The organism is Cryobacterium adonitolivorans, from assembly GCF_004402695.1.
Lineage (GTDB): Bacteria > Actinomycetota > Actinomycetes > Actinomycetales > Microbacteriaceae > Cryobacterium > Cryobacterium adonitolivorans.
Genome location: NZ_SOFL01000056.1, coordinates 55,530 through 77,992, shown reverse-complemented (window position 1 = coordinate 77,992; position 22,463 = coordinate 55,530). Strand labels below are relative to the sequence as shown.

General features: G+C 62.2%; 20 protein-coding genes and 1 pseudogene. 2 read left to right on the top strand and 19 right to left on the bottom strand.

The genetic code is table 11. From position 1 onward, the window contains the following. Positions 1 to 62: 62 nt before the first annotated feature. Positions 63 to 1,322, bottom strand: a complete 1,260-nt coding sequence (locus tag E3O42_RS16870; protein WP_134455208.1) for an acyltransferase family protein — start codon at positions 1,320 to 1,322, stop codon at positions 63 to 65. Positions 1,323 to 1,396: 74 nt separating this feature from the next. Next, on the bottom strand, positions 1,397 to 3,550 hold the full coding sequence (locus E3O42_RS16865) for a hypothetical protein (protein ID WP_134455206.1): 2,154 nt from the start codon (positions 3,548 to 3,550) through the stop codon (positions 1,397 to 1,399). An 859-nt stretch (positions 3,551 to 4,409) separates the two neighbouring features. Here E3O42_RS16865 and E3O42_RS18655 point away from each other — a divergent pair. Beyond that, positions 4,410 to 5,939 (top strand): annotated as a pseudogene (locus E3O42_RS18655) (MBOAT family O-acyltransferase). Between the two features lie 8 nt (positions 5,940 to 5,947). Next, positions 5,948 to 7,096 carry an alginate O-acetyltransferase AlgX-related protein gene (locus E3O42_RS16850; protein ID WP_166788030.1) on the top strand — a complete coding sequence of 383 codons (1,149 nt, stop codon included), beginning with the start codon at positions 5,948 to 5,950 and terminating at the stop codon, positions 7,094 to 7,096. A 25-nt stretch (positions 7,097 to 7,121) separates the two neighbouring features. Here the strand turns inward: E3O42_RS16850 and E3O42_RS16845 are convergent, their stop codons facing one another. From E3O42_RS16845 to E3O42_RS16760, 17 genes are all read right to left on the bottom strand, one after another. Beyond that, positions 7,122 to 7,343 carry an antitoxin gene (locus tag E3O42_RS16845; RefSeq protein ID WP_134455199.1) on the bottom strand — a complete coding sequence of 74 codons (222 nt, stop codon included), beginning with the start codon at positions 7,341 to 7,343 and terminating at the stop codon, positions 7,122 to 7,124. 137 nt (positions 7,344 to 7,480) lie between these two features. Further along, complete coding sequence (gene tuf, locus E3O42_RS16840) at positions 7,481 to 8,674, bottom strand: elongation factor Tu (protein WP_134455197.1); 1,194 nt, start codon at positions 8,672 to 8,674, stop codon at positions 7,481 to 7,483. Positions 8,675 to 8,800: 126 nt separating this feature from the next. Next, positions 8,801 to 10,915 carry an elongation factor G gene (gene fusA, locus E3O42_RS16835; RefSeq protein WP_134455195.1) on the bottom strand — a complete coding sequence of 705 codons (2,115 nt, stop codon included), beginning with the start codon at positions 10,913 to 10,915 and terminating at the stop codon, positions 8,801 to 8,803. A 120-nt stretch (positions 10,916 to 11,035) separates the two neighbouring features. After that, positions 11,036 to 11,506: a 30S ribosomal protein S7 gene (gene rpsG / locus E3O42_RS16830; RefSeq protein ID WP_066597688.1), complete on the bottom strand. Its 471-nt coding sequence runs from the start codon at positions 11,504 to 11,506 to the stop codon at positions 11,036 to 11,038. Next, positions 11,506 to 11,880 (bottom strand): 30S ribosomal protein S12, encoded by a 375-nt coding sequence (gene rpsL, locus E3O42_RS16825; protein WP_055811472.1) that lies wholly within the window; start codon positions 11,878 to 11,880, stop codon positions 11,506 to 11,508. The genes rpsG and rpsL overlap by 1 nt, the downstream gene beginning before the upstream one ends. Before the next feature lie 389 nt (positions 11,881 to 12,269). Beyond that, positions 12,270 to 12,911, bottom strand: a complete 642-nt coding sequence (locus E3O42_RS16820) for a spermidine/putrescine ABC transporter substrate-binding protein (RefSeq protein WP_134455193.1) — start codon at positions 12,909 to 12,911, stop codon at positions 12,270 to 12,272. A 111-nt stretch (positions 12,912 to 13,022) separates the two neighbouring features. After that, the gene (locus tag E3O42_RS16815) at positions 13,023 to 13,664 is read right to left on the bottom strand and encodes a YitT family protein (protein WP_134455191.1); all 642 of its coding nucleotides are present in this window, start codon (positions 13,662 to 13,664) and stop codon (positions 13,023 to 13,025) included. 142 nt (positions 13,665 to 13,806) lie between these two features. Further along, on the bottom strand, positions 13,807 to 14,295 hold the full coding sequence (locus E3O42_RS16810; protein WP_134455189.1) for a DUF6121 family protein: 489 nt from the start codon (positions 14,293 to 14,295) through the stop codon (positions 13,807 to 13,809). 25 nt (positions 14,296 to 14,320) lie between these two features. Next, entirely contained in the window at positions 14,321 to 15,313 is a 993-nt protein-coding gene (locus tag E3O42_RS16805; RefSeq protein WP_134455187.1) for a ribonuclease E domain-containing protein, read from the bottom strand. Between the two features lie 742 nt (positions 15,314 to 16,055). Beyond that, entirely contained in the window at positions 16,056 to 16,835 is a 780-nt protein-coding gene (locus E3O42_RS16795) for a hypothetical protein (RefSeq protein ID WP_134455185.1), read from the bottom strand. 2 nt (positions 16,836 to 16,837) lie between these two features. Beyond that, positions 16,838 to 17,479 (bottom strand): hypothetical protein, encoded by a 642-nt coding sequence (locus E3O42_RS16790; protein ID WP_206751231.1) that lies wholly within the window; start codon positions 17,477 to 17,479, stop codon positions 16,838 to 16,840. Between the two features lie 20 nt (positions 17,480 to 17,499). Continuing rightward, the gene (gene pilM / locus E3O42_RS16785) at positions 17,500 to 18,546 is read right to left on the bottom strand and encodes a type IV pilus assembly protein PilM (protein WP_134455181.1); all 1,047 of its coding nucleotides are present in this window, start codon (positions 18,544 to 18,546) and stop codon (positions 17,500 to 17,502) included. Between the two features lie 25 nt (positions 18,547 to 18,571). Next, positions 18,572 to 19,372 (bottom strand): prepilin peptidase, encoded by an 801-nt coding sequence (locus E3O42_RS16780; RefSeq protein ID WP_134455179.1) that lies wholly within the window; start codon positions 19,370 to 19,372, stop codon positions 18,572 to 18,574. 14 nt (positions 19,373 to 19,386) lie between these two features. Next, the gene (locus E3O42_RS16775) at positions 19,387 to 20,748 is read right to left on the bottom strand and encodes a hypothetical protein (protein ID WP_134455177.1); all 1,362 of its coding nucleotides are present in this window, start codon (positions 20,746 to 20,748) and stop codon (positions 19,387 to 19,389) included. 65 nt (positions 20,749 to 20,813) lie between these two features. Beyond that, positions 20,814 to 21,380, bottom strand: coding sequence for a PilW family protein (locus E3O42_RS16770; protein WP_134455175.1), 567 nt, complete (start codon positions 21,378 to 21,380; stop codon positions 20,814 to 20,816). Positions 21,381 to 21,384: 4 nt separating this feature from the next. Further along, positions 21,385 to 21,771, bottom strand: coding sequence for a hypothetical protein (locus E3O42_RS16765; protein ID WP_134455173.1), 387 nt, complete (start codon positions 21,769 to 21,771; stop codon positions 21,385 to 21,387). 139 nt (positions 21,772 to 21,910) lie between these two features. Next, positions 21,911 to 22,357 carry a type IV pilin protein gene (locus E3O42_RS16760; RefSeq protein ID WP_134455171.1) on the bottom strand — a complete coding sequence of 149 codons (447 nt, stop codon included), beginning with the start codon at positions 22,355 to 22,357 and terminating at the stop codon, positions 21,911 to 21,913. Positions 22,358 to 22,463 lie beyond the last annotated feature (106 nt).

Here is a 22,463-nt window from a genome sequence, read left to right as displayed (position 1 = left end):
GCAAAATTCGTCCCGCGCTTACTTGAAGTAGAAACGCCCCTCAGCCGTTTTCCATAGTCAACTCATTGTTTCGGTACCAACTCTGAATGCCCTTGGCCGTCCGTGGCGAGTTTCGAAACACTGTCAGTCACCCATTGCCCAAACACCCGGGCCAACCGGTGGCACGGGCTTTCAATGAACCGCCAGAACACATATGCCACGGCAAATGCGCTGATGGTACCCAGCAATGCCGCCATTCCCCAGTTGGTTCCTCCGAAGGCAAAACCGAAAGTGGCGAGGATCGGCTGGTGCACGAGATACAGGCTGAAGGAGATCTTGCCCAACCACTGAGCCAGTGCGCGGGTCAGCCACCCACGGGCGGGCCAGACCACCGCGATCACCGCCACGAGTAGTCCAGCGCCAAAGATGGTCGCCACTCGAGAAGCTACCGCTATGAAACCTGATGGATCGACGTACGGGCGGATCACGACCGTCGAGCCGAGCAACAAGAGTGCCACCAGAACCAGCAGGGCGACCAACAGTCGCGTTCGTCGCGGGCGCGCGGCAATGCCGTATGCGTAGCCATCCGACAACTCGTCAAGTCGCAGCGCGATGATGATGCCAATCGCAAAAATTGGGAGAAAGACTAGAGAAGACACGCCGAAATTCAGTCCGACAACTATGAGTCCTACTATGGCGACTAAGCCGAGCTGCCATCGCCGACGGAACGCGATAAAGAGGCCCAGAATGATCGGCAAGAGCAGGGAAAACAACATCTCCCAGCGAATGGTCCATGTCGGACCATTAACAGTCATGTCGCTGAACACGAGGTCCAAATTAGCCAGCAGCTGACCAGGAGCGATCGACAGGGGGTTATAGGGCGGAGCCAGCCAGCTTGACAGGCTGGGGTCCGGCGCCCTTGTCCAGATCCGTGTTATCGCGGTGGCCAGCAACAACGATGCAGCAACGGGCAGGAAGAGGCGCAGCACTCGCGCTGACATGAATCCCAGCCAGTCGAAGCGCCGCTGACGGATCACCGGAAGAGTGAGCACGACACCGCTCAAGACGAAGAAGACGAAAACTGCTTCGTCGCCGGCCGTGAGGAGCCTCAGGGGGCTTGCAACCGCCCACCACAGTGCCGTGAAAGGTGCCGGGGCGGGGCCTTTGTCGATCATGTACGTCGCGACAAGCGGGCTCAGTAGGGATACGTGAAAGCCCAGCACGACCAGTGCAGCCACCCCGCGCAGGCCGTCCAGGGAGGCCAACCGCCCCCCGAAGGAACTCGATCTCCCGGCTGAGGCCGTGGCTTCGTCGCCAATGGTGGGAGCGACGGGGCTAGTCATGATTGACAGTATCGCGCCGCGGCGCACACACGCGACACTTACGTGTGGTCCGACCAGTCGGCCTGACCACCCACCTAGCCGGCCGCAACCGCGCTCACCACACCCTTAACGTAGACGGGTGACTCAGACAGCTCCACTGTCACGATTCCGGCAGTGGGCTTGAGGACGGTCGCGACTCCAAGTTGGTTCGTGACGGTGACAGACTCTGTCGTGCTGATGTCGACACTTTGTGCCGCGCCCACCGACCACATGACCCTGGTGTCAGCTTTACCGCCGGTGAAGACATAGGACTGGACACCTTCCGGAGCCGCGTCAACGATCGAGAAGGTCTGTCCGTCGATCTGCTTCGCCATGACCGCTTGGGCGATCGCTGCAGGGCGCGGCTCGTTGGTGTTCGGCAGGAAGGAAGACGGTGCTTTGAAGAGGCCGAAGTTGTGCTCGATGCTTGCTGAATCGAGGCTGAGGCTTGCCGCCTCGAACCAATAGACCCGGCTGACGCCATGACCAAGCGATAACGCCATGGTGCGCACGAGGTAGTCAGCCTGCTGCTGCTCTGAGACCCAACCATCAACACCTGACCAGCCCATTTCGGTGAACCAAATCGGCTTAGACTCGCCACCGTTGGAATCCTTGATCATCTGGACGAGGCGATCGATTTCTGGCACGAGCGCTTCGGGGGCTGCGGGCTGCACGTAGGGGTGAGCGCTCACGACATCGGTGTACTCGAGGCCGCCCACGTCGAAGAAGTCCTGGAGGGCGTCGAGCTTCAAGCCCATTCCGGCGTTTCCGGGCGCGGCGATCACTGCGTCGGGGTTGGCCGCCTTGACTGCATCAGCGGTCACGGAGAGCATCTCCATGTAGCACTCTGGCGTCTTGCCGCAGAGACCGGAGTTGAAGATGTGGTCGTACTCGTTGTAGACCTCGAAGTCCCCGCCAACATCCTTGTAGTGCTCGGCAACCGCAGCACTGAATCTTGCGTACGCCGCAAGACCTTCGTCCGTGGAGGGCGTCAAACCGCCGTCGTAGTTGGAGTTTCCGTAGACCGGAACCATCAAGGGGCTGATTCCGTTGTCCCTGAACCGCTGAAGGGTGCTGTCGATGGGGTCGGTGTACTGGTAGGTACCCTTTTCCACTTCGATAGCCGGCCAGGTCATTTCTACACGGGCATTGCGAATGCCAGCGATCGCGAGGGTGTCGACCATGTTGGTGAGCCGCGGTTCGCCGCCGAGATAGTGCAAGAACACAGCGAACGGCGAGGTGGCGCTAGTAGCCTTAATCGGTTCCGGGTTCATTACGGCAAGGGCCGTGGACCGGTCGACCGTGCGTTCGCCCACCTCGGCGCTCAGAGCTGCGGTGTACATACCGGTGGGGAGATCGCGCAGGTCGGCGATGGCACGAGAGTCCGAGAAGTTGGTTGTTCCGTCGTCCACGACGGTTCCAATGCTGTCGGTCACGGACCAGTTCAGCGTGCCCGTCGCACCTCGGCGAGTCTCGACCTGCAGGTTGGTGTCACCTTCGGCGAACAACAAGGTTGGATTGATGACGGTCAGGTCATAGGAGCTCGACTCGAAGCCGGAGTTCATGAGCGGCATCACTGCCCCATCGGGTCCAGTGACCGACAGAGAATCGATGAGCGTGCCCGCCGTGGGACCATCGGCAGAAACGCGAAGGTTCACGTTCGGAGTGACCGCTGTATAGTCGAACTCGATGTAGGTCCAGTCGTAAGTGCCAGCCGGGAGTACCTCAGGGACTCCCCCAAATTCACTCGGGCTAATCTTGATCGCGCCTTCGCCAGCGTCAGTGCTCTTGGCCCATAAGCCGATCGTGTAGGTCGAACCGACAGCGGCACCGATGCCCTGCTGCAGCCGCGCAGTTTCCCCCGACCCTGCGACGAGATCGCTGGTGATCGCTAGTGAGGATGTTCCATCGTGCAGACTGTCGGATCCGAGGAACTGCACGTGCGACGAGGTGACCTCCGCGTTCCACCAGTCAAAAGTGTCCGAAGGGGGCGTTGCAATATCGAGTGCGGGAACGCTCGCGAGTGTCGGCGTGGGGTTAGCCGTCGTTGGCGCTGCCGGCTGCGCGTTGGTCCTGGCCCACGGCTGAACGACGATAAGTGAGCAGAGCAAGGCACCCAGGACCACTGCGATGCCGCCGATCCACCAGGTGCGGCGTTTCAGTGCGGGCACTTTCGGGCGACGACGATCGCTCGGCGGAAGATTGGTCATTGGCTGGTGCTCCCCGTCAGAGGCATTGTGGCGGTGATGCCCGCAATCCCAGGCACCAGCTGATCGCTCCCCCATGTGAGCCTCTGCTGTTCTAGCCTAGGCCACACTCTTCGCGGCTATGGGCGGTTGGTACGACGAAGGGGATCCGTCTTTCTTGGACGCAAACGCCGGGCCGCCCTGCAAGGCGGCCCGGCGTGCATTCCGGCTGGTGGGCCGCCAGGCTGTGGGCGATGTGCGAACCTACCAACCCTTGCGGAAGTGCACCGCTGGCGAGACTGAGGAGAACACTTGGGTGACCGGCGACCGTGAACACATATGAGTGAGGGCTAACGAGATCGGCAGTGGGCGGTGGGTCATCGGCTGTGAAGGCTGGACCCGGTACAGTGGCTGCCGCCGTCTGGTGAGCAAGAGCCGCCTGGCTGCCGAAGGCGTCCGCTAGCAAAAGGCCGACCAGGATCGTCGTCGCGAGCGCAACCTTTACTGTGCCAGCGCCAAGCCGAGATCGTCCGGTCGTGCCAACCGATACCGCAGTCACTGAGACCCCGAGTTTTCGAGAACCCCTCGGGACATCTCAGAGACTAGAGGATCGGGCGACATCTAGCGTGGATCTAGTGTCGCGTCGGACTTCGGGACGACAAACGGGCCGGTCCCCCGTGCTCTCGGAGTCGGTGAGCAGCCTAGCCGAACCCGGCCTGACGACATCCTGGCTGCACGAAACGTCTCTGCCTAGCGCCATATTCGCGGCGCAGGTGCGCAGTGCCGTCGTGAAGCGGGTTGTCCTGAGCCGTGTCTATGCGCCGTGGCGTGGGCGCTGACCATAGGCTGAGTTGGGCCGAGACCTTAGCCCTTCATACCGAGCGTGCCTTTTTGGGTGTCAGCACTTGGTGCCGTGATACCCGATGGCAGGTTTACAATCGTGGTCTTTTCCAGTCCGACCTGTCTCTTCATCTTTCTGCCGGTCACCCTGCTCGTTTACCACGCAATTCCCGTGCGATCTCGGGGCAGGAATGCCTGGCTGTTGGCGGCGAGCGTCCTCTTCTTCCTGTGGGGTGCCGGCAGCGCAATCCTGGCAATCCTCTTCGTCAGTTTGTCGAGCTTCGGTGGCGCCTACATCGCCTGGCTACTCGTGCGTCGTCAACGGCCCAACCACGTTGACGGGGAACCGCGGAAGATCTCAATCCCGTCCTTCGTGACTCTCCTGATCGTCGTGGCTCCCCTGGTGGCGTTCAAGTACGTTCCTCAGATTGCGACGCTAGAGATTCCCCGGATTTCGTCGGCCTTGACCGGCCTGGGCGCCAATACCTGGGCGCTGCCGCTGGGCATCTCGTTCTTCACGTTTCACGCCCTATCGTTCGTCATTGATTCCGCCCGGGCCGGGCGCCCGCTGACAACATCGTTCCCGTCCTACCTGTTGTACCTGTTCGTCTTCCCGCACCAGATCGCCGGCCCCATCGTGCGTTACTCCGAGATCGGCGCGCAGATTCAGGCGGTGCGCCGGATCACGGGCAAGCAGATGGGCTACGGCATCACCCGGTTCACCTGGGGTCTGGCGAAGAAGGTGCTCATCGCCGACAACTGCGGCGTGGTCGCCAACGCGATGTTCGACAACGCCGCGAACCCGAACCTCATGTCGGGCACGGGCGCCTGGCTGGGTGCCGTGGCCTACGCGTTACAGATCTACTTCGACTTCAGCGGATACTCCGACATGGCCATCGGCCTGGCGCAGATGTTCGGGTTCCGGTTTCCCGAGAACTTCCGCTCGCCCTACACCGCTGGCAACATCACCGACTTCTGACGTCGGTGGCACATCACACTCACCAAGTGGTTCCGCGACTACGTTTACATCCCCATGGGCGGCAACCGGCGCGGCGTCTGGGTGGAGTACGGGGCTCTGTTGCTCGTTTTCTTGCTCACCTCCCTCTGGCATGGCGCTCTGGCCGGCTTCCTCATTTGGGGAGGGCTGCATTCCCTGGCGTTGCTGATGGAACGTGTCACCGGTTGGCGAAACGTGCGGTCATTCGTCGTGCCGCGGCGGGCAGCGACTCTGTTGTTCGTGATCGTCACATGGGTTCCATTTCGAGCTCTGCAGGTTCAACCCACCATTGACATCTGGCAGGCGATGCTCGGCGGACCGTGGGACTTCATCTCGCCGGCGTTGTTCGTGACCCTCACCCCGCTCACCCTCGCGGCACTGGTCGTGGGAGCGCTGAGCTTCGTGATGCCGTCCACACGAACAGGGTTCCAGACCGTCTTCGGGCATTCCGAACCAGACACCCTCACCGCGTTCAGGTGGAAAACCGCGTGGGTGCTCGTTCCCGCCACCCTCGTCGTCACCCTGTCGATGGTGCTGCACTCCAACTTCAGTCCCTTCCTGTACTTCCAGTTCTAAGGCACCCCGTGAGCAACGCAGACGAAACCGCAACCGACACCGACGACAGCCGCGACTGGCACCGGTGGGCGTCAACCGCCCTGATCGGGGCGTTCAGCGTGGGGCTACTGGCGATCTGGCTGGTGCCGGGCGATACCGCCGGGGCCGAGAACCGCACCCGGCTGCCATGGCCGACCGTCACCGCCGCATCCGCCGGTGATGCGGCCACCTACCGCGGCATCGATGCCGCCTTGCGGGACCGCCTCGGCGCCCAGGCCACGGTATCGGAGGCGCTCGGCGACTTGTCGGTGCACGGACTGGGTCGCAGCCCGACGTCGACCGTGCTGATCGGCAGCAACCGGGAACCGTTTTTCGTGGAGGACCTGGCGCGGCCGTGCCGCGAGACCGAGGACTCTCTGGCGGCAGTAAAGGCCGGCCTGGTTCAAGACCAGGCGGCCATGGCTGCTGCGGGCAAGTACGTGCTGTTCATGGTGGCGCCAGACAAGACTTCCATTCGCCGGGCGCCGGTCACCGACGTCTCACCCGACCTGTTGCGCTGCAGCGACTTCGTGCGCGGGCACGTTGAAGGGTGGGAATCCGAAGGGAACCTGCCGCTGGTGACGCTGTGGGACGACGTGGCCGCCCGCGACACCGCGGCCGCACCGGCCTACCTGCGCAACGACACGCACTGGAGTGCGCATGGCTCCATGGCCCTCAGCGAGGCGCTGATGCAACGGCTGGTGGACGACAGGCAGGTTCCGGCAGGCATTCTTGACGACCTGACAAACCCGGTCAGTAGTGACCCGATCCCCTATGTGGGTGACCTCAACCACATGATGGGGGTGGAAGACATCGATCACAAGACCACGATCTCGTTCGACCGGCCGGACGTGGTGACCAAGGCCAGGACCACCGTGGGGGCCGCAGGAACACCGGAGTACCACTACAGGTCGACATCCACGTCAAGCCCGCTGGTGCCCGGCAAGACCCTGCTGATCGGTGACTCGTTCCTGCTGCACCAGATTCCCACGCAGCTGTCGAACTTCTTCGAAGATGTCACGATGACAGACCTCGAGGAATGGGCTCAAGCCGGCGAGTACGACACGGTGATCGTGGTGCGGGTGGAGCGCTACAGCGCCACCGGCGAGTGGCCATCGCTGACGGCCACGCTGAAGTAGCCGCCTCCCGCGGCGAACCGCGGTTCTACTTGGCGTCCGGGGTGGAGTCGCGACCGGGGGTGCCGTCATCCTTGCCGAGGTGCTTGTCGGCGGTGTCGCGGGCGCCCTGGATCTTGTCGGCGTGCCTGCCGCCGGTGACCTTGTTGGCTACGCCGGCGGTGCCATCGAGCACCTTGTCGGAGATCTCCTCGCCCTTGTCGCTCTTGAGGAACTCCTGGGCCTTGCGGGTGATGTCGTTGAGGTTCATGGGGTCTCCGATCTGAGGGGGTGTGGTTACGAGGGTAGTTCGGGTTGCGGGGTCTCGACAAGCTCGACCAACGGGACTCGCGTTAACGACAACAGGGTCGGTCCCGAAGGACCGACCCTGTTGGAGTGGAGCTGGTGTTACTTGAGAACCTTGATGACGGTTCCGGCGCCGACGGTGCGGCCACCTTCACGGATAGCGAAGCCGAGGCCCTCTTCCATGGCGATCGGCTGGATCAGCGCGACAGTCATTTCCACGGTGTCGCCAGGCATGACCATCTCGGTGCCCTCGGGCAGCGTGATGACGCCGGTGACGTCGGTGGTGCGGAAGTAGAACTGCGGGCGGTAGTTCGCGTAGAACGGGTTGTGACGCCCACCCTCATCCTTTGACAGGATGTACGCGGTGCCCTCGAAGTCGGTGTGCGGCGTAACCGAACCCGGCTTGACGACAACCTGGCCGCGCTCAACGTCTTCGCGCTTGGTGCCACGAAGAAGAAGACCACAGTTCTCGCCGGCCCATGCCTCGTCGAGCTGCTTGTGGAACATCTCGATACCGGTGACCGTGGTCTTGATGGTCGGGCGGATGCCGACAACCTCGACCTCGGAGTTCAGCTTGAGGGTTCCACGCTCGGCGCGGCCGGTGACGACAGTTCCACGACCGGTGATCGTGAAGACGTCCTCGATCGGCATCAGGAAGGGCTTGTCCTTGTCGCGGACGGGCTCCGGGAAGTAGTCATCCACTGCCTGCATGAGCTCGAGGATCTTTGCAACCCACTTGGGGTCACCCTCGAGCGCCTTGAGGGCGGAAACCTGAACGACGGGGGCGTTGTCGCCATCGAAGCCCTGGCTGGAGAGCAGTTCGCGAACCTCGAGCTCAACGAGCTCAAGGATCTCTTCGTCGTCGACCGCATCGGACTTGTTCAGCGCGACGAGCAGGGACGGCACGCCGACCTGCTTGGCGAGAAGAACGTGCTCACGGGTCTGAGCCATCGGGCCGTCAGTAGCGGCAACCACGAGGATCGCGCCGTCCATCTGAGCAGCACCGGTGATCATGTTCTTGATGTAGTCAGCGTGGCCCGGAGCGTCAACGTGTGCGTAGTGACGCTTCTCGGTCTCGTACTCAACATGCGAGATGTTGATCGTGATGCCGCGCTGGCGCTCTTCGGGAGCGGAGTCGATCGACGCGAAGTCGCGCTGAACGTTGGTCTTGGAAGGGAACGTGTCGGCAAGGACCTTCGAGATAGCTGCCGTCAGCGTGGTCTTTCCGTGGTCAACGTGACCGATCGTTCCGATGTTTACGTGCGGCTTGGTCCGCTCGAACTTGGCCTTGGCCACTGTGGGTCCTCCTCAGGACTCTCGGCTCCACCGGACGTTGGTTTACGCCCGGTGGAACTGCTGGATTTGTGTGTTTATGTTACTCGGGCCAGGAGGCCTAAGCGATTCGGCCCGAAGGCCGGCGGGTTATTCGCCCTTGTTCTTCTGAATGATCTCGTCGGCAACAGCCTTCGGGACCTCAGCGTAGCTTTCGAAGGTCATCGAGTAGACCGCACGGCCGGAGGTCTTGGACCTCAGGTCGCCGATGTATCCGAACATCTCCGACAGCGGAACGTTGGCGCGAATGACCTTCACGCCCTGTGCGTCCTCCATGGTCTGAATCTGACCACGACGGGAGTTGAGGTCGCCGATAACGTCACCCATGTATTCCTCAGGGGTGCGCACCTCGACGGCCATCAACGGCTCGAGCAGCACGGGCTGTGCCTTACGAACGGCTTCCTTGAAGCCCATCGATCCGGCAATCTTGAACGCCATCTCCGAGGAGTCGACGTCGTGAGCAGCACCGTCAAGCAGGCTCGCCTTGACGCCGACCATCGGGTAGCCGGCGAGCACGCCCACGTTGAGTGCATCCTGGATTCCGGCGTCAACCGAAGGGATGTATTCACGCGGGATGCGTCCGCCGGTGACCTTGTTCACGAACTCGTACGACTTGTCAGCAGTGATTTCAAGCGGCTCGATCGCAATCTGAATCTTCGCGAACTGGCCGGATCCACCGGTCTGCTTCTTGTGCGTGTAGTCGTGACGCTCGACCGCCTTGCGGATGGTCTCGCGGTACGCAACCTGGGGCTTGCCGACGTTCGCCTCAACGTTGAATTCACGCTTCATGCGGTCGACGAGGATGTCCAGGTGAAGCTCGCCCATTCCCTTGATGACCGTCTGACCAGTTTCCTGGTTCTGCTCGGTGCGGAAAGTAGGGTCTTCTTCGGCCAGCTTCTGGATCGCGAGACCCAGCTTTTCCTGGTCCTGCTTGGTCTTCGGCTCGATGGCAACCTCGATAACCGGGTCAGGGAACGTCATCGACTCGAGGACGACCTGCTGCTGCGGGTCGCACAAGGTGTCGCCGGTGGTGGTGTCCTTGAGCCCGATGACCGCGTAGATGTGACCGGCGGTAACGAAAGCGACCGGGTTCTCCTTGTTGGCGTGCATCTGGAAGATCTTGCCGATGCGCTCCTTCTTGCCCTTGGTCGAGTTGATGACCTGAGCTCCGGAGTCAAGACGACCCGAGTAGACGCGCACGTAGGTGAGGCGACCGAAGAACGGGTGCACCGCAACCTTGAACGCCAGGGCCGCGAACGGCTCGTCGGCGTTCGGGTGCAACATGACGACCTTTTCTTCGTCGCGTGCGTCGTGCGCCTCAATGGCGGGCACGTCGAGCGGCGTCGGCAGGTAGTCAACAACGGCATCCAGCATCGGCTGCACACCACGGTTCTTGAACGCGGAACCGCAGAGGACCGGGTAGATCTCGCTGGCGACCGTGAGCTTGCGGATCGCGTGCTTGATCTCGGACACGGTGAGCTCTTCGCCGGAGAAGTACTTCTCCATGAGCTCGTCGTCGGTCTCGGCGACGGTCTCGAGGAGCAGCTTGCGGTATTCCGCAGCCTTCTCGGCGAGGTCGGCGGGGATCTCTTCGATGGCGTACTTGGAGCCCATCTCAACGTCACCCTTGGAGTCGCCACGCCAGGTCAGCGCGCGCATCTCGACGAGGTCAACGACCCCTTCGAAGTTCGACTCTTCACCGATCGGCAGCTGGATGACCAGCGGCTTCGCGCCGAGGCGCTTGATGATGGTGTCGACGGTGTAGTAGAAGTCGGCGCCGAGCTTGTCCATCTTATTGACGAAGCAAATGCGGGGCACGTCGTACTTGTCGGCCTGGCGCCAGACGGTTTCGGACTGGGGCTCAACGCCCTCCTTGCCGTCGAACACGGCGACAGCGCCATCGAGAACGCGGAGCGAACGCTCCACCTCAACGGTGAAGTCCACGTGGCCGGGGGTGTCGATGATGTTGATCTGGTTACCGGCCCAGAAGCACGTCGTGGCAGCGGACGTGATGGTGATGCCACGTTCCTGCTCCTGTGCCATCCAGTCCATCGTGGAGGCGCCATCGTGCGTCTCACCGATCTTGTGGTTCACACCCGTGTAAAACAGGATGCGCTCGGTCGTGGTGGTCTTGCCGGCATCAATGTGGGCCATGATGCCGATGTTGCGGACCTTGCTCAGGTCGGTGAGCACGTCAAGTGCCACGGGTGTCCTCCGGAAGTGTTAATGAAGATGAGGTTGAACAGGCCTTGCGCAGGACGGGCCTGCACCGCTGGTCGAGCTTGTCGAGACCAAGGTCCCGGCAGGCTCGACCGGCGTGGACGACTACCAGCGGTAGTGAGCGAAAGCCTTGTTCGCTTCAGCCATCTTGTGAGTGTCCTCACGACGCTTCACAGCGGCGCCGAGGCCGTTGGACGCGTCGAGGATCTCGTTGGTGAGACGCTCGGTCATGGTCTTCTCGCGACGCGCCTTGGCGTAGCTGGTCAACCAACGCAGCGCGAGAGTGTTCGCACGGTGCGGCTTGACTTCGACGGGCACCTGGTAGGTGGAACCACCGACGCGGCGCGAACGCACCTCGAGGGTCGGGCGCACGTTGTCGAGTGCCTTCTTCAGCGTGACAACAGCATCCGCACCGTTCTTGGCAACGACGCCTTCGAGGGCATCGTAAACGATGCGCTCGGCGAGGCCCTTTTTGCCGTCGAGGAGGATCTTGTTGACGAGCTGACTAACAATGGGGGCGCCGTATACCGGGTCAGCGATAACGGGACGCTTGGGCGCTGGGCCTTTACGAGGCATTACTTCTTCTCCATCTTGGCGCCGTAGCGGCTACGAGCCTGCTTGCGGTTCTTGACTGCCTGGGTGTCCAGTGCGCCACGAACGATCTTGTAACGAACACCGGGGAGGTCCTTAACACGACCGCCGCGAACGAGCACCATCGAGTGCTCCTGCAGGTTGTGGCCTTCACCGGGGATGTAGGCGGTGACCTCGGTACCGTTGGACAGCTTGACGCGAGCAACCTTGCGGAGAGCCGAGTTCGGCTTCTTCGGGGTGGTCGTGTACACGCGCGTGCAAACGCCGCGCTGCTGGGGGTTGGACTTAAGGGCGGGAGCCTTGGTCTTGGTGACCTTGGGGCTGCGTCCCTTACGCACCAACTGCTGAATGGTGGGCACTAATAACTCCTTGTTTTTGCTGCACGGTGACAGCTGACTGATGTCAAAGCATTCGAATCGCACTTCTCAGTGCTTATCGAGTTCATCTGGACCCGCCGGACATCACGGAATTGCTTCCGGTCGATCTGGTGGGTATGCCGTGGGGGCCGCTCGGAGAGCAAACCCTGTTTGCGTGAAGTGTCGGGGCGTCTGAAGTGCAACCCGATGTCAGACAACGAAGCGGCATAACTGAAGCGCACGACAAAGCGCACACCGGTCAATGCTAGCCCCGCCGGGGTTGCGGGTCAAGCGAGCCCAACCCGTAGGTCGAGCCCCATCCGTAGGTCGAGCCCCGGTCCGCAGGTCGAGCGCATCCGTTGGTCGAGCTTGTCGAGACCTCGCGAGCCAATCTACCGACCGTGCGGGTCGAGCGTGCTGCCCAGGTCCGCGAGCAGCGCCTGCACCTGCGGCTCCACGAACGTGGCGATGGCCTGCTGCAGCTCCACCCGGTGCCCGCGCAGGTCGGCGCAGACCCGCTTGCCCACCAGGCCCGCATAGTCATCCGCCAGCCGCATCTCCACGCGCAGGCACGCCTTCTCCTCGATGCTCAGCGGCGGTGGCACGAGTTCGGGGTCGTCCGCGGTGAGCGGCTGCACGAATTCCTCGAAGGTGAACAGGTACGGGGAGTCAGGCTCGGCCGGCGGATCAAGGTCGATGCCGTCGAACTCCGGTTCGAGTCCCTCGAGCGGCCGGTAGGCCTGCGCGGCCCGGCGCAGTTCGATGAGGCCCAGTTCACGGTTGAGCATCGGCAGGTTCTGCGCGGTGTAGGTCTCCACCTCGTCTTCGACGAGCGTCTTCATGCGCATCGAGAGCGGATGCTGCACCGCGTGCGGCACATCGGTGTCCAGGCCGGCGGCGCGCAGCACCGGGGAGCCGAAGCACTGTTGGCAGAGTCTGGAACGCGCCCGGTGCGTGCCGGGCCGCCACCGCGGTACCCAACGCAACCAGGCCTCGACCTCGCGGTCGACCCGCGACTCGATGGATGCATCCATGTCTATCAAGTTTAGTCACGGGAAGGCCCGGAGTCACCGGGCAATATTCTGGACGTCACCTGGTATCGACAAGCTCAACCAACGGAGGGGGGCTCAGCCTCGGCGGGCGGCTCAGCCGAAGTAGCGGTCGGGGCGGTGGTTCATGGCGATGATCATGTTGAGGATGACCGCGCCGAGCACCGAGAGCAGCACCATTGGCAGCGGCAGCGTGGCGAACGCGGCGAGCACGATGAGCACGTCCACCACGAGCTGCACATAGCCGGCACGCCAGCCCCGGCTCTTCTGCAGGTACAGCGCGAGGATGTTGACCCCGCCGAGGCTGGCCTGGTGCCGGAACAGCACAATCAGGCCGATGCCGGCCAGCAGGCTGCCCAGCAGAGTGGCGTAGATCGGGTCGATGTGCCGGATCTGCAGCGTCAGCGGGTGCACCTCGGAGAACACCGAGACGAGCACCACGGCGATGAGGGTCTTGGCGGTGAAGCGCCAGCCCATGCGGCGCATCGCCAGGGCGAAGAAGGGCACGTTGACGAGAACGAACCACACCCCGAACGACCAGCTGGTGGCGTAGCTGGCCAGCAGGGCGATGCCGGCGGTGCCGCCGGTGGCCACGCCCACCTCTTTCAGCAGGTACAGGCCGAACGAGACGGCGAAGGTGCCGATCAACAGCGCCACCACGTTCTCGACCCGGCTGTGCGGCACCCGCTGCGGACGCTCGGACGGGTCGACGATCGGGACGGGAACGGCGCGCGTCATGCGCGCGGCCCGGGGGTGAAGGTGGCGCAGGTCATTACGCCATGGTACTCAGCGCGGGGGTTAGCCCAAGGCCGCTGGGTTCTCCTGCACCGGGCCCGGCCGGCGAGGGGTAATCCGCCGGCAACGACTCGGGTGCCGTCGACTATTCACCGCGTCGTTCCCAGGGCCAGAGCGGCCGGCCGTGTTCACCGTAGCGGGAGGCGAGCAGGATCGAGTACGTGAGAGCCACGAGGAACGCCAGCACCCCCACGCTGATCGCGAAGGGGCTGCCGAGCATGCTGCCACTGAACAGCAGCCCCGCGAGCGGTTCGCCGTTGCCAGCCGCCACCAGGATGGCGCCGGTGGAGATGAACAGGGCGTAGGCGGTAACGCCGGTGGCAACAGCGAACCCCACCGCGACACGTTGTTTGTCGGGTGGGGTTCGAAGTCCGAAAAGCATCAGCATGAGCAGCACCAGCACCGTCGCGGCGGCCGACATGGTGGGGCCCACCAACGGGCCAGCCGACCGGTCGGCGATGACGTCGAGGTTGGTGGCCAGGCTGATCATTCCGAACGCGGCCACGAGCACAGCGGCGTAGAGCACCGTCGCGAACACTGCGAGGATGGCCGCGTATTTCTGATAGTCGCGCATGGTGTGCTCCCCGCACCGGCGGCGGTTAGGCCGTTCGAGTGACCTGCGGTCCCTCGGCGAGCTGACGCTCGTATTCGGCTTTGGCGGCGAAGTTCTTCGCGGTGACGCTGCGGCCGCGGCGGGAGATCCAGGCGCCGAACCAGATCGGCACCTCGCGCGCCACGATGGCCGCGGCGATGGCGCCGGGGTTCAGCCACTGGGTGCTCACGAAGCGGGCGGCTTCGGCGGGCGTCAGGTTCCACGCCTGCACGGCGAGCAGGGCGCCGCCGATGTAGGAGAAGTAGACGACCACGGCGACGAGGAAGCCGCCGAGCACGTACGCCCACCAGCCGGCGCGGTTGAGCACCGCGACCAACAACGCGAAGGCGAGGAAGAAGAAGATCACCGGCACGTAGTAGACCGGCAGCACCAGGAACTCGGTGAACCGGGCCGTGGCGTCGGAGACGGTTGCCGCGCCGGAGGCGGAGATGAAGAACGCGATGAGCGCGTAGACCAGGGCGAACACCGCGGTGGCGATCAGGCCGATGAGGATGCCGGCGGCCCGGTTGCCCCGGGTCTTGGGCGGGGTGGGCGCGGTGACGTACACCGGGCTGGGCGCGAACTGCTGAGTCTGCTGCTGCGTGGGCTGCTGCACGGTGGGCTGCGCGGCCTCGGGGGTCGTCGCTGCCGCCGGGGTGGGCACGTAGGTGGGCGTGTAGTCCTTCTGCTCCGCAACTGCTTCATCGCGGGAGCCCTCGTCCTGGGTGGGCTCGGCGGTGAGGCGTTCGACCTTCTCGGTCGGCGCCTCCGACGCGTTGACCGTCACCGGGGTGGCCGGTTCATAGTCGATCGGCTCGCCGGGAACGTAGGCGGCCTCGCGCGTCGACGGCTCGGCCGCCGGCTCGCTCACAGTTGTGTCGACGTTCTTGCTCGGGTCGGCCACGGTGGTTGGCTCGGGGCTGTGGTCATCGGGGATGTGCTCGGTGGGCGCATCCGGGTTGTGGTTCTTGTTTCCCTCGGGGGGCGTGGTGTCGGTCATGCTGCACTCCTCGTGAGCCTCGCGGCCGTAGCTCTGTGCTGCCACTGTAGCAATTAGGGGGGCAAGTCGGCGGAAGCGCGGGGTGCGCGGCGGTTAACCTGCCGCGGTGGCCGCTGTCCAGAGCTTGTCCACCGGGACAATGTGGATTCGGTCCTCGTAGGTATAGGAACGCTTGCCCAGATAGAGTGCTGCGCCAGCGATGAAGCTGCTGCCGACGCGATCTCGCAGCTTGCGCAGGGGCGCCAGGTCGTCGCCGGGAACCCGCCAGCAGATGACCGAATTCAGTCAGCGCAGTGACAGTGCGCGGTGCCATCCGTTCGGGAGTAAGCCGGGGCAATCGTGCCGCTACTCCGCAGTCGATCAGGTAAACCTTGGGTCTGGAACTGCTCCGCGCGGTGAGGGTAACTGCCGGCTCCTCCCCGAAACGAGAACTTGCCAGCAGCAGCGCGCCTCCGGATTGCGGGGGTATCGGCGAGGTCCATGGCTGACAGCCCGAATTATTGATGAAACTCGAGGGTAGTTAATGAGGGAACTCGAGGACCCCTAGTAGCAAAACTCGAGGGTCACTCTAGCGGGGTGGAATCGAGGAGTACGTAGTGCTCGGCGGGCGCATCGCGGTTGCTTGTGTCCCTCGGGGGCGTCGGTCAGGCTGCACTCCTCTTGCGCCTCGCGACCGTAGCTCTGTGCTGCCTCCGCAGCAATCTGGCGTGCGGATACCTTGTATCCACTACGCGCAGGGCGGCTAACCCGCGGCGATTGGGTCTGCGGGATCAATAAGTACGTAGATGAGGGCGGATATCTGCGCAGCCACCCTCTCTGGCGCGATGGGAGCGATGTCGTCGACCGTAACCTCTGGATTGGGTGCAATGGCCACCGGTGCCGCCGCCTTCGTGGAGAACGTCGTGACCAGCGCCAGGCGAGTGCCCTTCTGCAACCCGTCGATAAATTCGAGCACGTCTCCGTAGCTACCCTCGACATTGACAGTGATTGGCACCGACACAAAGTTCGCGGCGGTGACCAGTGGGCTCGGGCTCGGGGCCAGCGACGCGGCTAATTCCGCTGGCGTCGGTGGTACGGTCACTGCCTCCGTAGCGCTGACACCAGCACCTGTCGTTTCGGTGCTCTCCACTTCCGCGGCGGGCGCGGCGGCGGCGGCGGGCGGAGCAACTACTACGGGAACGTAGGACTGCGCATCGTTAACGATGATGCCGGTCAGCGTCACGTCACGTTGACGGCCGATGGTGTCGAGTTGGGTCACGAAGGCGGGAATTTCAGCCGCGTTCGGTACGGCCAGCTGCAAAGCAGCCAAGTCACTCTTCAGATCCCCAATGTTGTCGAATTGTTTCTGAAGCGTAGCTAGTTGGCTTTCGTAGTCGATATTTTGCGTTTCGACGACGGCTCGCTGAATCTCCGCAGCTTTCGCTTCATTGAGCTTGGGCGAAATGCCGAGTGTCCAACCAAGAATCGCCGTCGCGGCGATGGCGAGTGCAGCCCCAAACGCCCAGATTCTGTTCTTGTCCATGTCTATTTCCCTTCAGCGTCGGCGAACCGGTTTGAAAACGCGCCGTCGTTTATGTGAAGGGTTACGTCAACGGTATAGGCACCAGTCGCGGCCAGAGCAATTGACCCTGGATTGCCATCTGCGAAACCGGGTAGTCCCTCCATTGCTTCGAGCCAGAGCGGCACCTCTGGGAGAGTCGGGCTAGTTAGCCCGAGTGTGAGGGTTGCCACTCTGGCCGACTGAAGAGGAGCGGTTGCCTGATCGAATCCGATGAGCGGAGAGGCAGAGTCGACGGTCACAGTGTCGATGCTCACGTCGGATGGAAGCACTTCGCGAACCGCCGTCAGGTATGCCTTCCAATCCACTTCAGTTGATGCTCCGAACTGGCGCGCGGCGATCGTTGTGTCGACAGCGGCCTGCACCTGATTGACCTCTGAATACTGGGACTGGTCCAGGAGGAGCTCTGTCGTGCGGTCCTGGGCGGCAGTAAGTTTGGTTTGGCTCTGAGTTGCTTGCCAGGATGCAGCGGCAACGCCGCCCGCCACAAGCACAACAGCGCCGATGCAGGCACCCAGCAGGAGACGCCTCCTCTCCGCGGTCTTTTTCCGAGACCTGACCTCTGGTGGCAGCAGATCGACCCGAGGCTCTCCGCCCAGGATCAGCATGTCCGATACGTTTGACTGCCTCATTTCTTACTCCCCAGCGCGAGTCCCAATGCAACTGAATACGCCCCTTGGGTCTGCTGAAGGGCGTCTGCATCGACGCCGTTTCCGAGCACGACCGCAGCCGCCAGGTCAGCAGTAAAGACTGGGAGCCGAGTGAGTTCACTGAGTGCATTGGAGAAACCGCCGAGCTGCGCGCCACCTCCGGTTAGGACGATCCGGGTCACTGCCATGTGGTTCCTTGTGTTAATAAAATAGTTGACCGTGTTCCGAAGACTACTTAACAATTCGTTCGTCACCTCGGAAATGACAGTCGCAGCGCCCTGCTGTTGCGGGTTACTTGCTTTTCCGAGTCCAAGCGAACGCTTGAGGGCCTCTGCAACATCAGGGGTGACGTCAAGGCGCAGCGCCAGGGCCTGAGTGAGGTCACCGCCACCAGCTGGGATGAGACGAAGGAACTGGGGAACGCCGTCCAAGGTGACTGCGACCGTGGTCGTTGCGACGCCGACATCGATTTGCACGACAGCGCCGTCCGATTTCGAGCTTCGGTTGATGACCCTACTCAGAGCGAAGGGGATGAGGTCTACTTCAACTGGTGTCAATCCGGCTATTTGAACCGCCATAATGTTCCCCAGCACCGCCTCCTTGACTGCTGCGATCAACAGTCCATATATTTCTGGCCCATTTTCACCATCGGACTCAGAAATCGGGTAAAAGTCGAGCAGCGCATCGGCAACTGGTACAGAAAGCATGTCCTGCGCTTGGAAGGGGAGGGACTCTCGAATCCGCTCAATCGACATTTTGGGCACCGTCAAATCTCGCGCGAGCACACGGTGGTTGCCCATTCCGAGCACTACCTTCTTGCTCTTGAAACCCCCGCCTGCCCACAGACTCTTGAGTGCGGCGGCGACAGTGTTCGGCTCGACCACTTCGCCGCGGATGACGGCGCCATCGGGAAGCTGCACCTCGTGATAGCGGACGAGAGTCGGATTGTTCCTTCCCGCATCGCTCACCTCTACGGCTCGCAGACCGGCCGTTCCGATGTCGATTCCTACGACTGATGCCGTCATTGCTTCTCCTCCTGGGGCCGAACCATCATGCCAAACCGAAAAGCGACAAGTAGCCAGTGGCCACCTGTTCACCGTAGAAGATTCCGAGCCACGCGCCGACCAACATCCAGGGGCCGAACGGTATACCACTCTTACGGTCGGCTCTGCCGGTCACAAGTAACAGGAGTGCAAATATTCCGCCAAGGAGGAAAGCCGCGAACGCGCCAACGATGAGCGGTGCCCATCCGAGCCACCCCAAGTACAGTCCAAGCAGGCCGGCCAGCTTGACGTCACCGAGCCCCATTCCTGATGGATAGCACAGTGCCATCAGCAAGTAGGCGGTGAAGAGGCTCATGCCGCCGATCGCTGCTGCCAACAAACGCCCAGGTTCGCCGATGAAGAGCCCGGCGGCAGTCAACAGAAGCGCGGCCACGAGATAGGCGGGTAGAACGATGCGATTCGGAAGTGTATGGGTGTCCAGGTCGATCATCGCAAGGGCAACACTGACCGCCGCCAGAAACAAGAACGGCGTGATGATAAGGAGCGTTTCGGCGAAAACACCCTTCGAGGGGGAAGCGGTGACCGTCCACCACGCAACAATCGCGAAAAACGCTGCCGTGCCGAACTCGACGAGCGGATACCGAGCTGATATCCAAGTTCGACACATTCGACACCGGCCGCGCAGCAAGAGCCAGGAGAGCACCGGAATATTGTCCCAAGGACGGATGGTGGCTCCGCACGCTCCGCAGGAGCTTGCGGGGAAGACAATCGATCGGCCAGCGGGAACTCGAAAAATCACGACGTTGAGGAACGACCCGATGAGTAGCCCAAAGATACCGACGAACATGACTGGCAGCACCGTCACCCGAGGTCCCGTCTGGATACAACCGCGCCAGGTTGTGCACGTGTGATCGGTGGAGTGGCGGCGCCGATGTCCAGATCCGAACCCGCAATTCCGACCTGCACAAAGGTGAAGACTGGATTGTTCTTGACGCTACTGTACTGACCTGAGTAAACCTGCCCCCGCCACTCAAAACCGTTGTTTCCATCGAATGCGCAGGGTGTGTAGAGCATCGCCGAAATGGGATCATCGATGGTGAAGCCGTTCTTGACGGCGAAGTTTCCTTGATTCTCGATGGCAGGAGATCTCCGACAGGTCGGCAACCCGTCTGTTCCGACATAGTCGGGGGTGACGAACCAGACCCGATGCGCTGCGCTGCTCGACGAATCGAACTTCAGCTGGTTGACGGACGAGAAGTCGAAGCTTTGCGCAAATATCACAACGTCGCTGGTGAGCCTGACTGTGGTGTTATTGCTGGCAGTCGGGCCCCCTGGGCACCCCAACGCATTGATGATGACAGGTTTGCCAGCGATGGTTCCGCCGAGGCTGCCGTCGGGCAGCTTGCACGCTGCGGCCGTGGTCACTGTGCGGACCTCATAGGGTATTCCAGCCGCGTCAATCCAGTTGGCCGGGGTATAGCCAATTTCAGCCCAACCCGGCACGGCCGGCACGACGGCACTCTGAGTGTAGGTGCCGCCCACATGGGACCCTGGAGGATTGGGACTGACTCTGGCGGCCGTCAGGTTGTCTCGGACCGATCCGGAACCCAGAGTTGCCGCTCCGGCTACCCACGCGCTCCCATTGACGGTGCAGTTGCCCGTAAAGGTCAGATTTCCATTGATGAGGACGCTACCGTTGATTACGGTGTTGTTCTTGGAACAGTCGAGGGAGCCGTTCTTGATCATCAATCCCGCGCCGCTGGCCTCTGACAGGTCAAGCGTTGAATTGGATTCAACGGTTCCACCGCCATACAGGTACATACCCACTCCGCTGGCGTCGACCCCGGGGGTCAGGTATGCGAAGACTGCCTCGACTTTGCTTGAGTTTCCCGAGGACGCTCCGTTCACCCCGTTCGCTTGAGCTAGACCGGTCGACACGATCTTGACGCGCGTGGCGGTCGCGGTGGGGCATCCGCCTATCCAGCCGCTGCCCGCGTCATATTGCACCAACGCCGCATACGCCGGTGCCGAGCCAGATGAGTACGTGCCTGGCGTCGATTGCGCCGCACAATTGCCCGCCGTGAACAGACCGGTATAAGCTGCGGCGATCCCGGCGTCTGCTGATGCCTGAGACTGCACACCAGCCCGGGTTCCCGAGCTCGAGCCGTAGGCCCCGACTATGGATGTCATGATGAGCGACATGAGGATGAGGCCGACGGCCATGACGCCCAGTACGGCAGCCAGAGCTGAACCCCGATCGTCTGTGAAGCGGCGTGGGCAACGTCGATTCAGTAGCATGCCAGACTCCCCGATGCTCCCGCTCGGCTGGTAGCCGAACTTGTGATTACAACAGGCGGGTGGTCACCCGCGAGTCCCTTGAAGTTCACAGTCAATCGCTGCCCCGCCGAGCTGAAGATGGTCGTACCGCTTATCGGACGCACACCGTCGTTCAGCAGCACCCAAGAGCCAAGCTCGCTCGCTGTCGGAGCAAGGATCGCGAGATCAGATTGCTTGAAGAAAATGCGGCCAGCTCCTGCAGCCGAGTAGTACCAGGCGATGCAACTCCAAGTCAAAGTGGCCCCACGTTGGGCGGTTCGCGCTACCAGAAATTGGTCGGTACCCGTGGGCACGGTGAGGCGGAAATCCGAGGCGTTGCGAATATTCGTTTCCACTGAGTCAGCAACGATCTGTCCCGCGGTTGACGCATTTGTAACGGTACGCACAGCAGTTGCGGTGTTGAGGCCGCTTATGAAGAGCCCACCAATGACGCTGAGCACAAGCATGAGAAGCGCGCTGTAGACAATCAGCTCGATGAGCGTGAAGCCGTCGTCGGAGTTGCTTTTGATACCCGGCATGATGTCAGCTCAAGGCCACGGAGATAATGGTTCTTGCGGATGAAACGACAGCGCCGGTGTCCGCCCGGGTCACAGTCACCGTCATTGGAACTGTAATGGGATAGGTGGGCGAAGCTGGCGGTACCGTTTGTGTAGGACAGGATCCCGCCGCCATACCTGTGCGTACGACGTTCAGGGTTACCCCGCGCGGATCCGCAACCGAATAGCTCGTCGGCGTGAGGCTGCTGCAAGTCAAACGAGATCTAGCGAGTTCCATTTCGTTGTTGACCAGTTGGGTCGCCGCCGCAAGCGTCGAGTTCGCGGACGACTGCTTCACCCCTTGCACAAGGAGCGGGAGGAAGGCGACAGCGAGGAGAGCAAGAAGGAACATGGAAATGACTATCTCGATCATCCCGAAACCCGATTCGGTAGGTCGCGGGGCAGCCTCATGCTGGATCTCCACCGTCCACCCCTCAATCGAATCGAAGTCACCTTGAATAGGAGCGAGGGCGCCGTCAAACGACGACGCCCCCGCCTGGACCGGTTGCTAGCTAGGAGGCGGTAAACACGCCAGCGGCACAGGTGCCTTTTGCTACCCCTGTTGTGTTAGTGATTCCAAAGGTCGGAGAACCCGAGCTCGCGCTCGTCAGCTGAATGCAGAAAGTGCCCGCGGCGGTAGCCGAGGCGGCCGTTACGCTCAGTGATGAGCTGTTCGGCGACTGGACAAAACCCTTGGCAGTAAGCTGTGCGCCCGTCGGGATCGCGGCAGGAGCGTCGACCAGCTGGCTAACGTAAGCCACCTTGGCGTTTGCCAGGTCGGACTTGACGCCGGCATCCTTAGCTTGGTCCTGCTGACCCAGGAAGATCGGAATGGCGACGGCAGCCAAAATTCCGATGATGATGACGACCACGAGGAGCTCGATGAGCGTAAAGCCCTTTTCCTTCTGGCCGAGTTCTGCACGCTTGTGGGCAAGCGCCTCCGAGATGCTGCGGATCATGTTGGGTCCTTTTCTGGATGAGTTCTGGGAAACGCGACTGAGTTGCCTGATTTGAGCATATGGGTCGCGCGGCCTTGTGGTATGCCCCGTTGAGGGGTACAAGCAA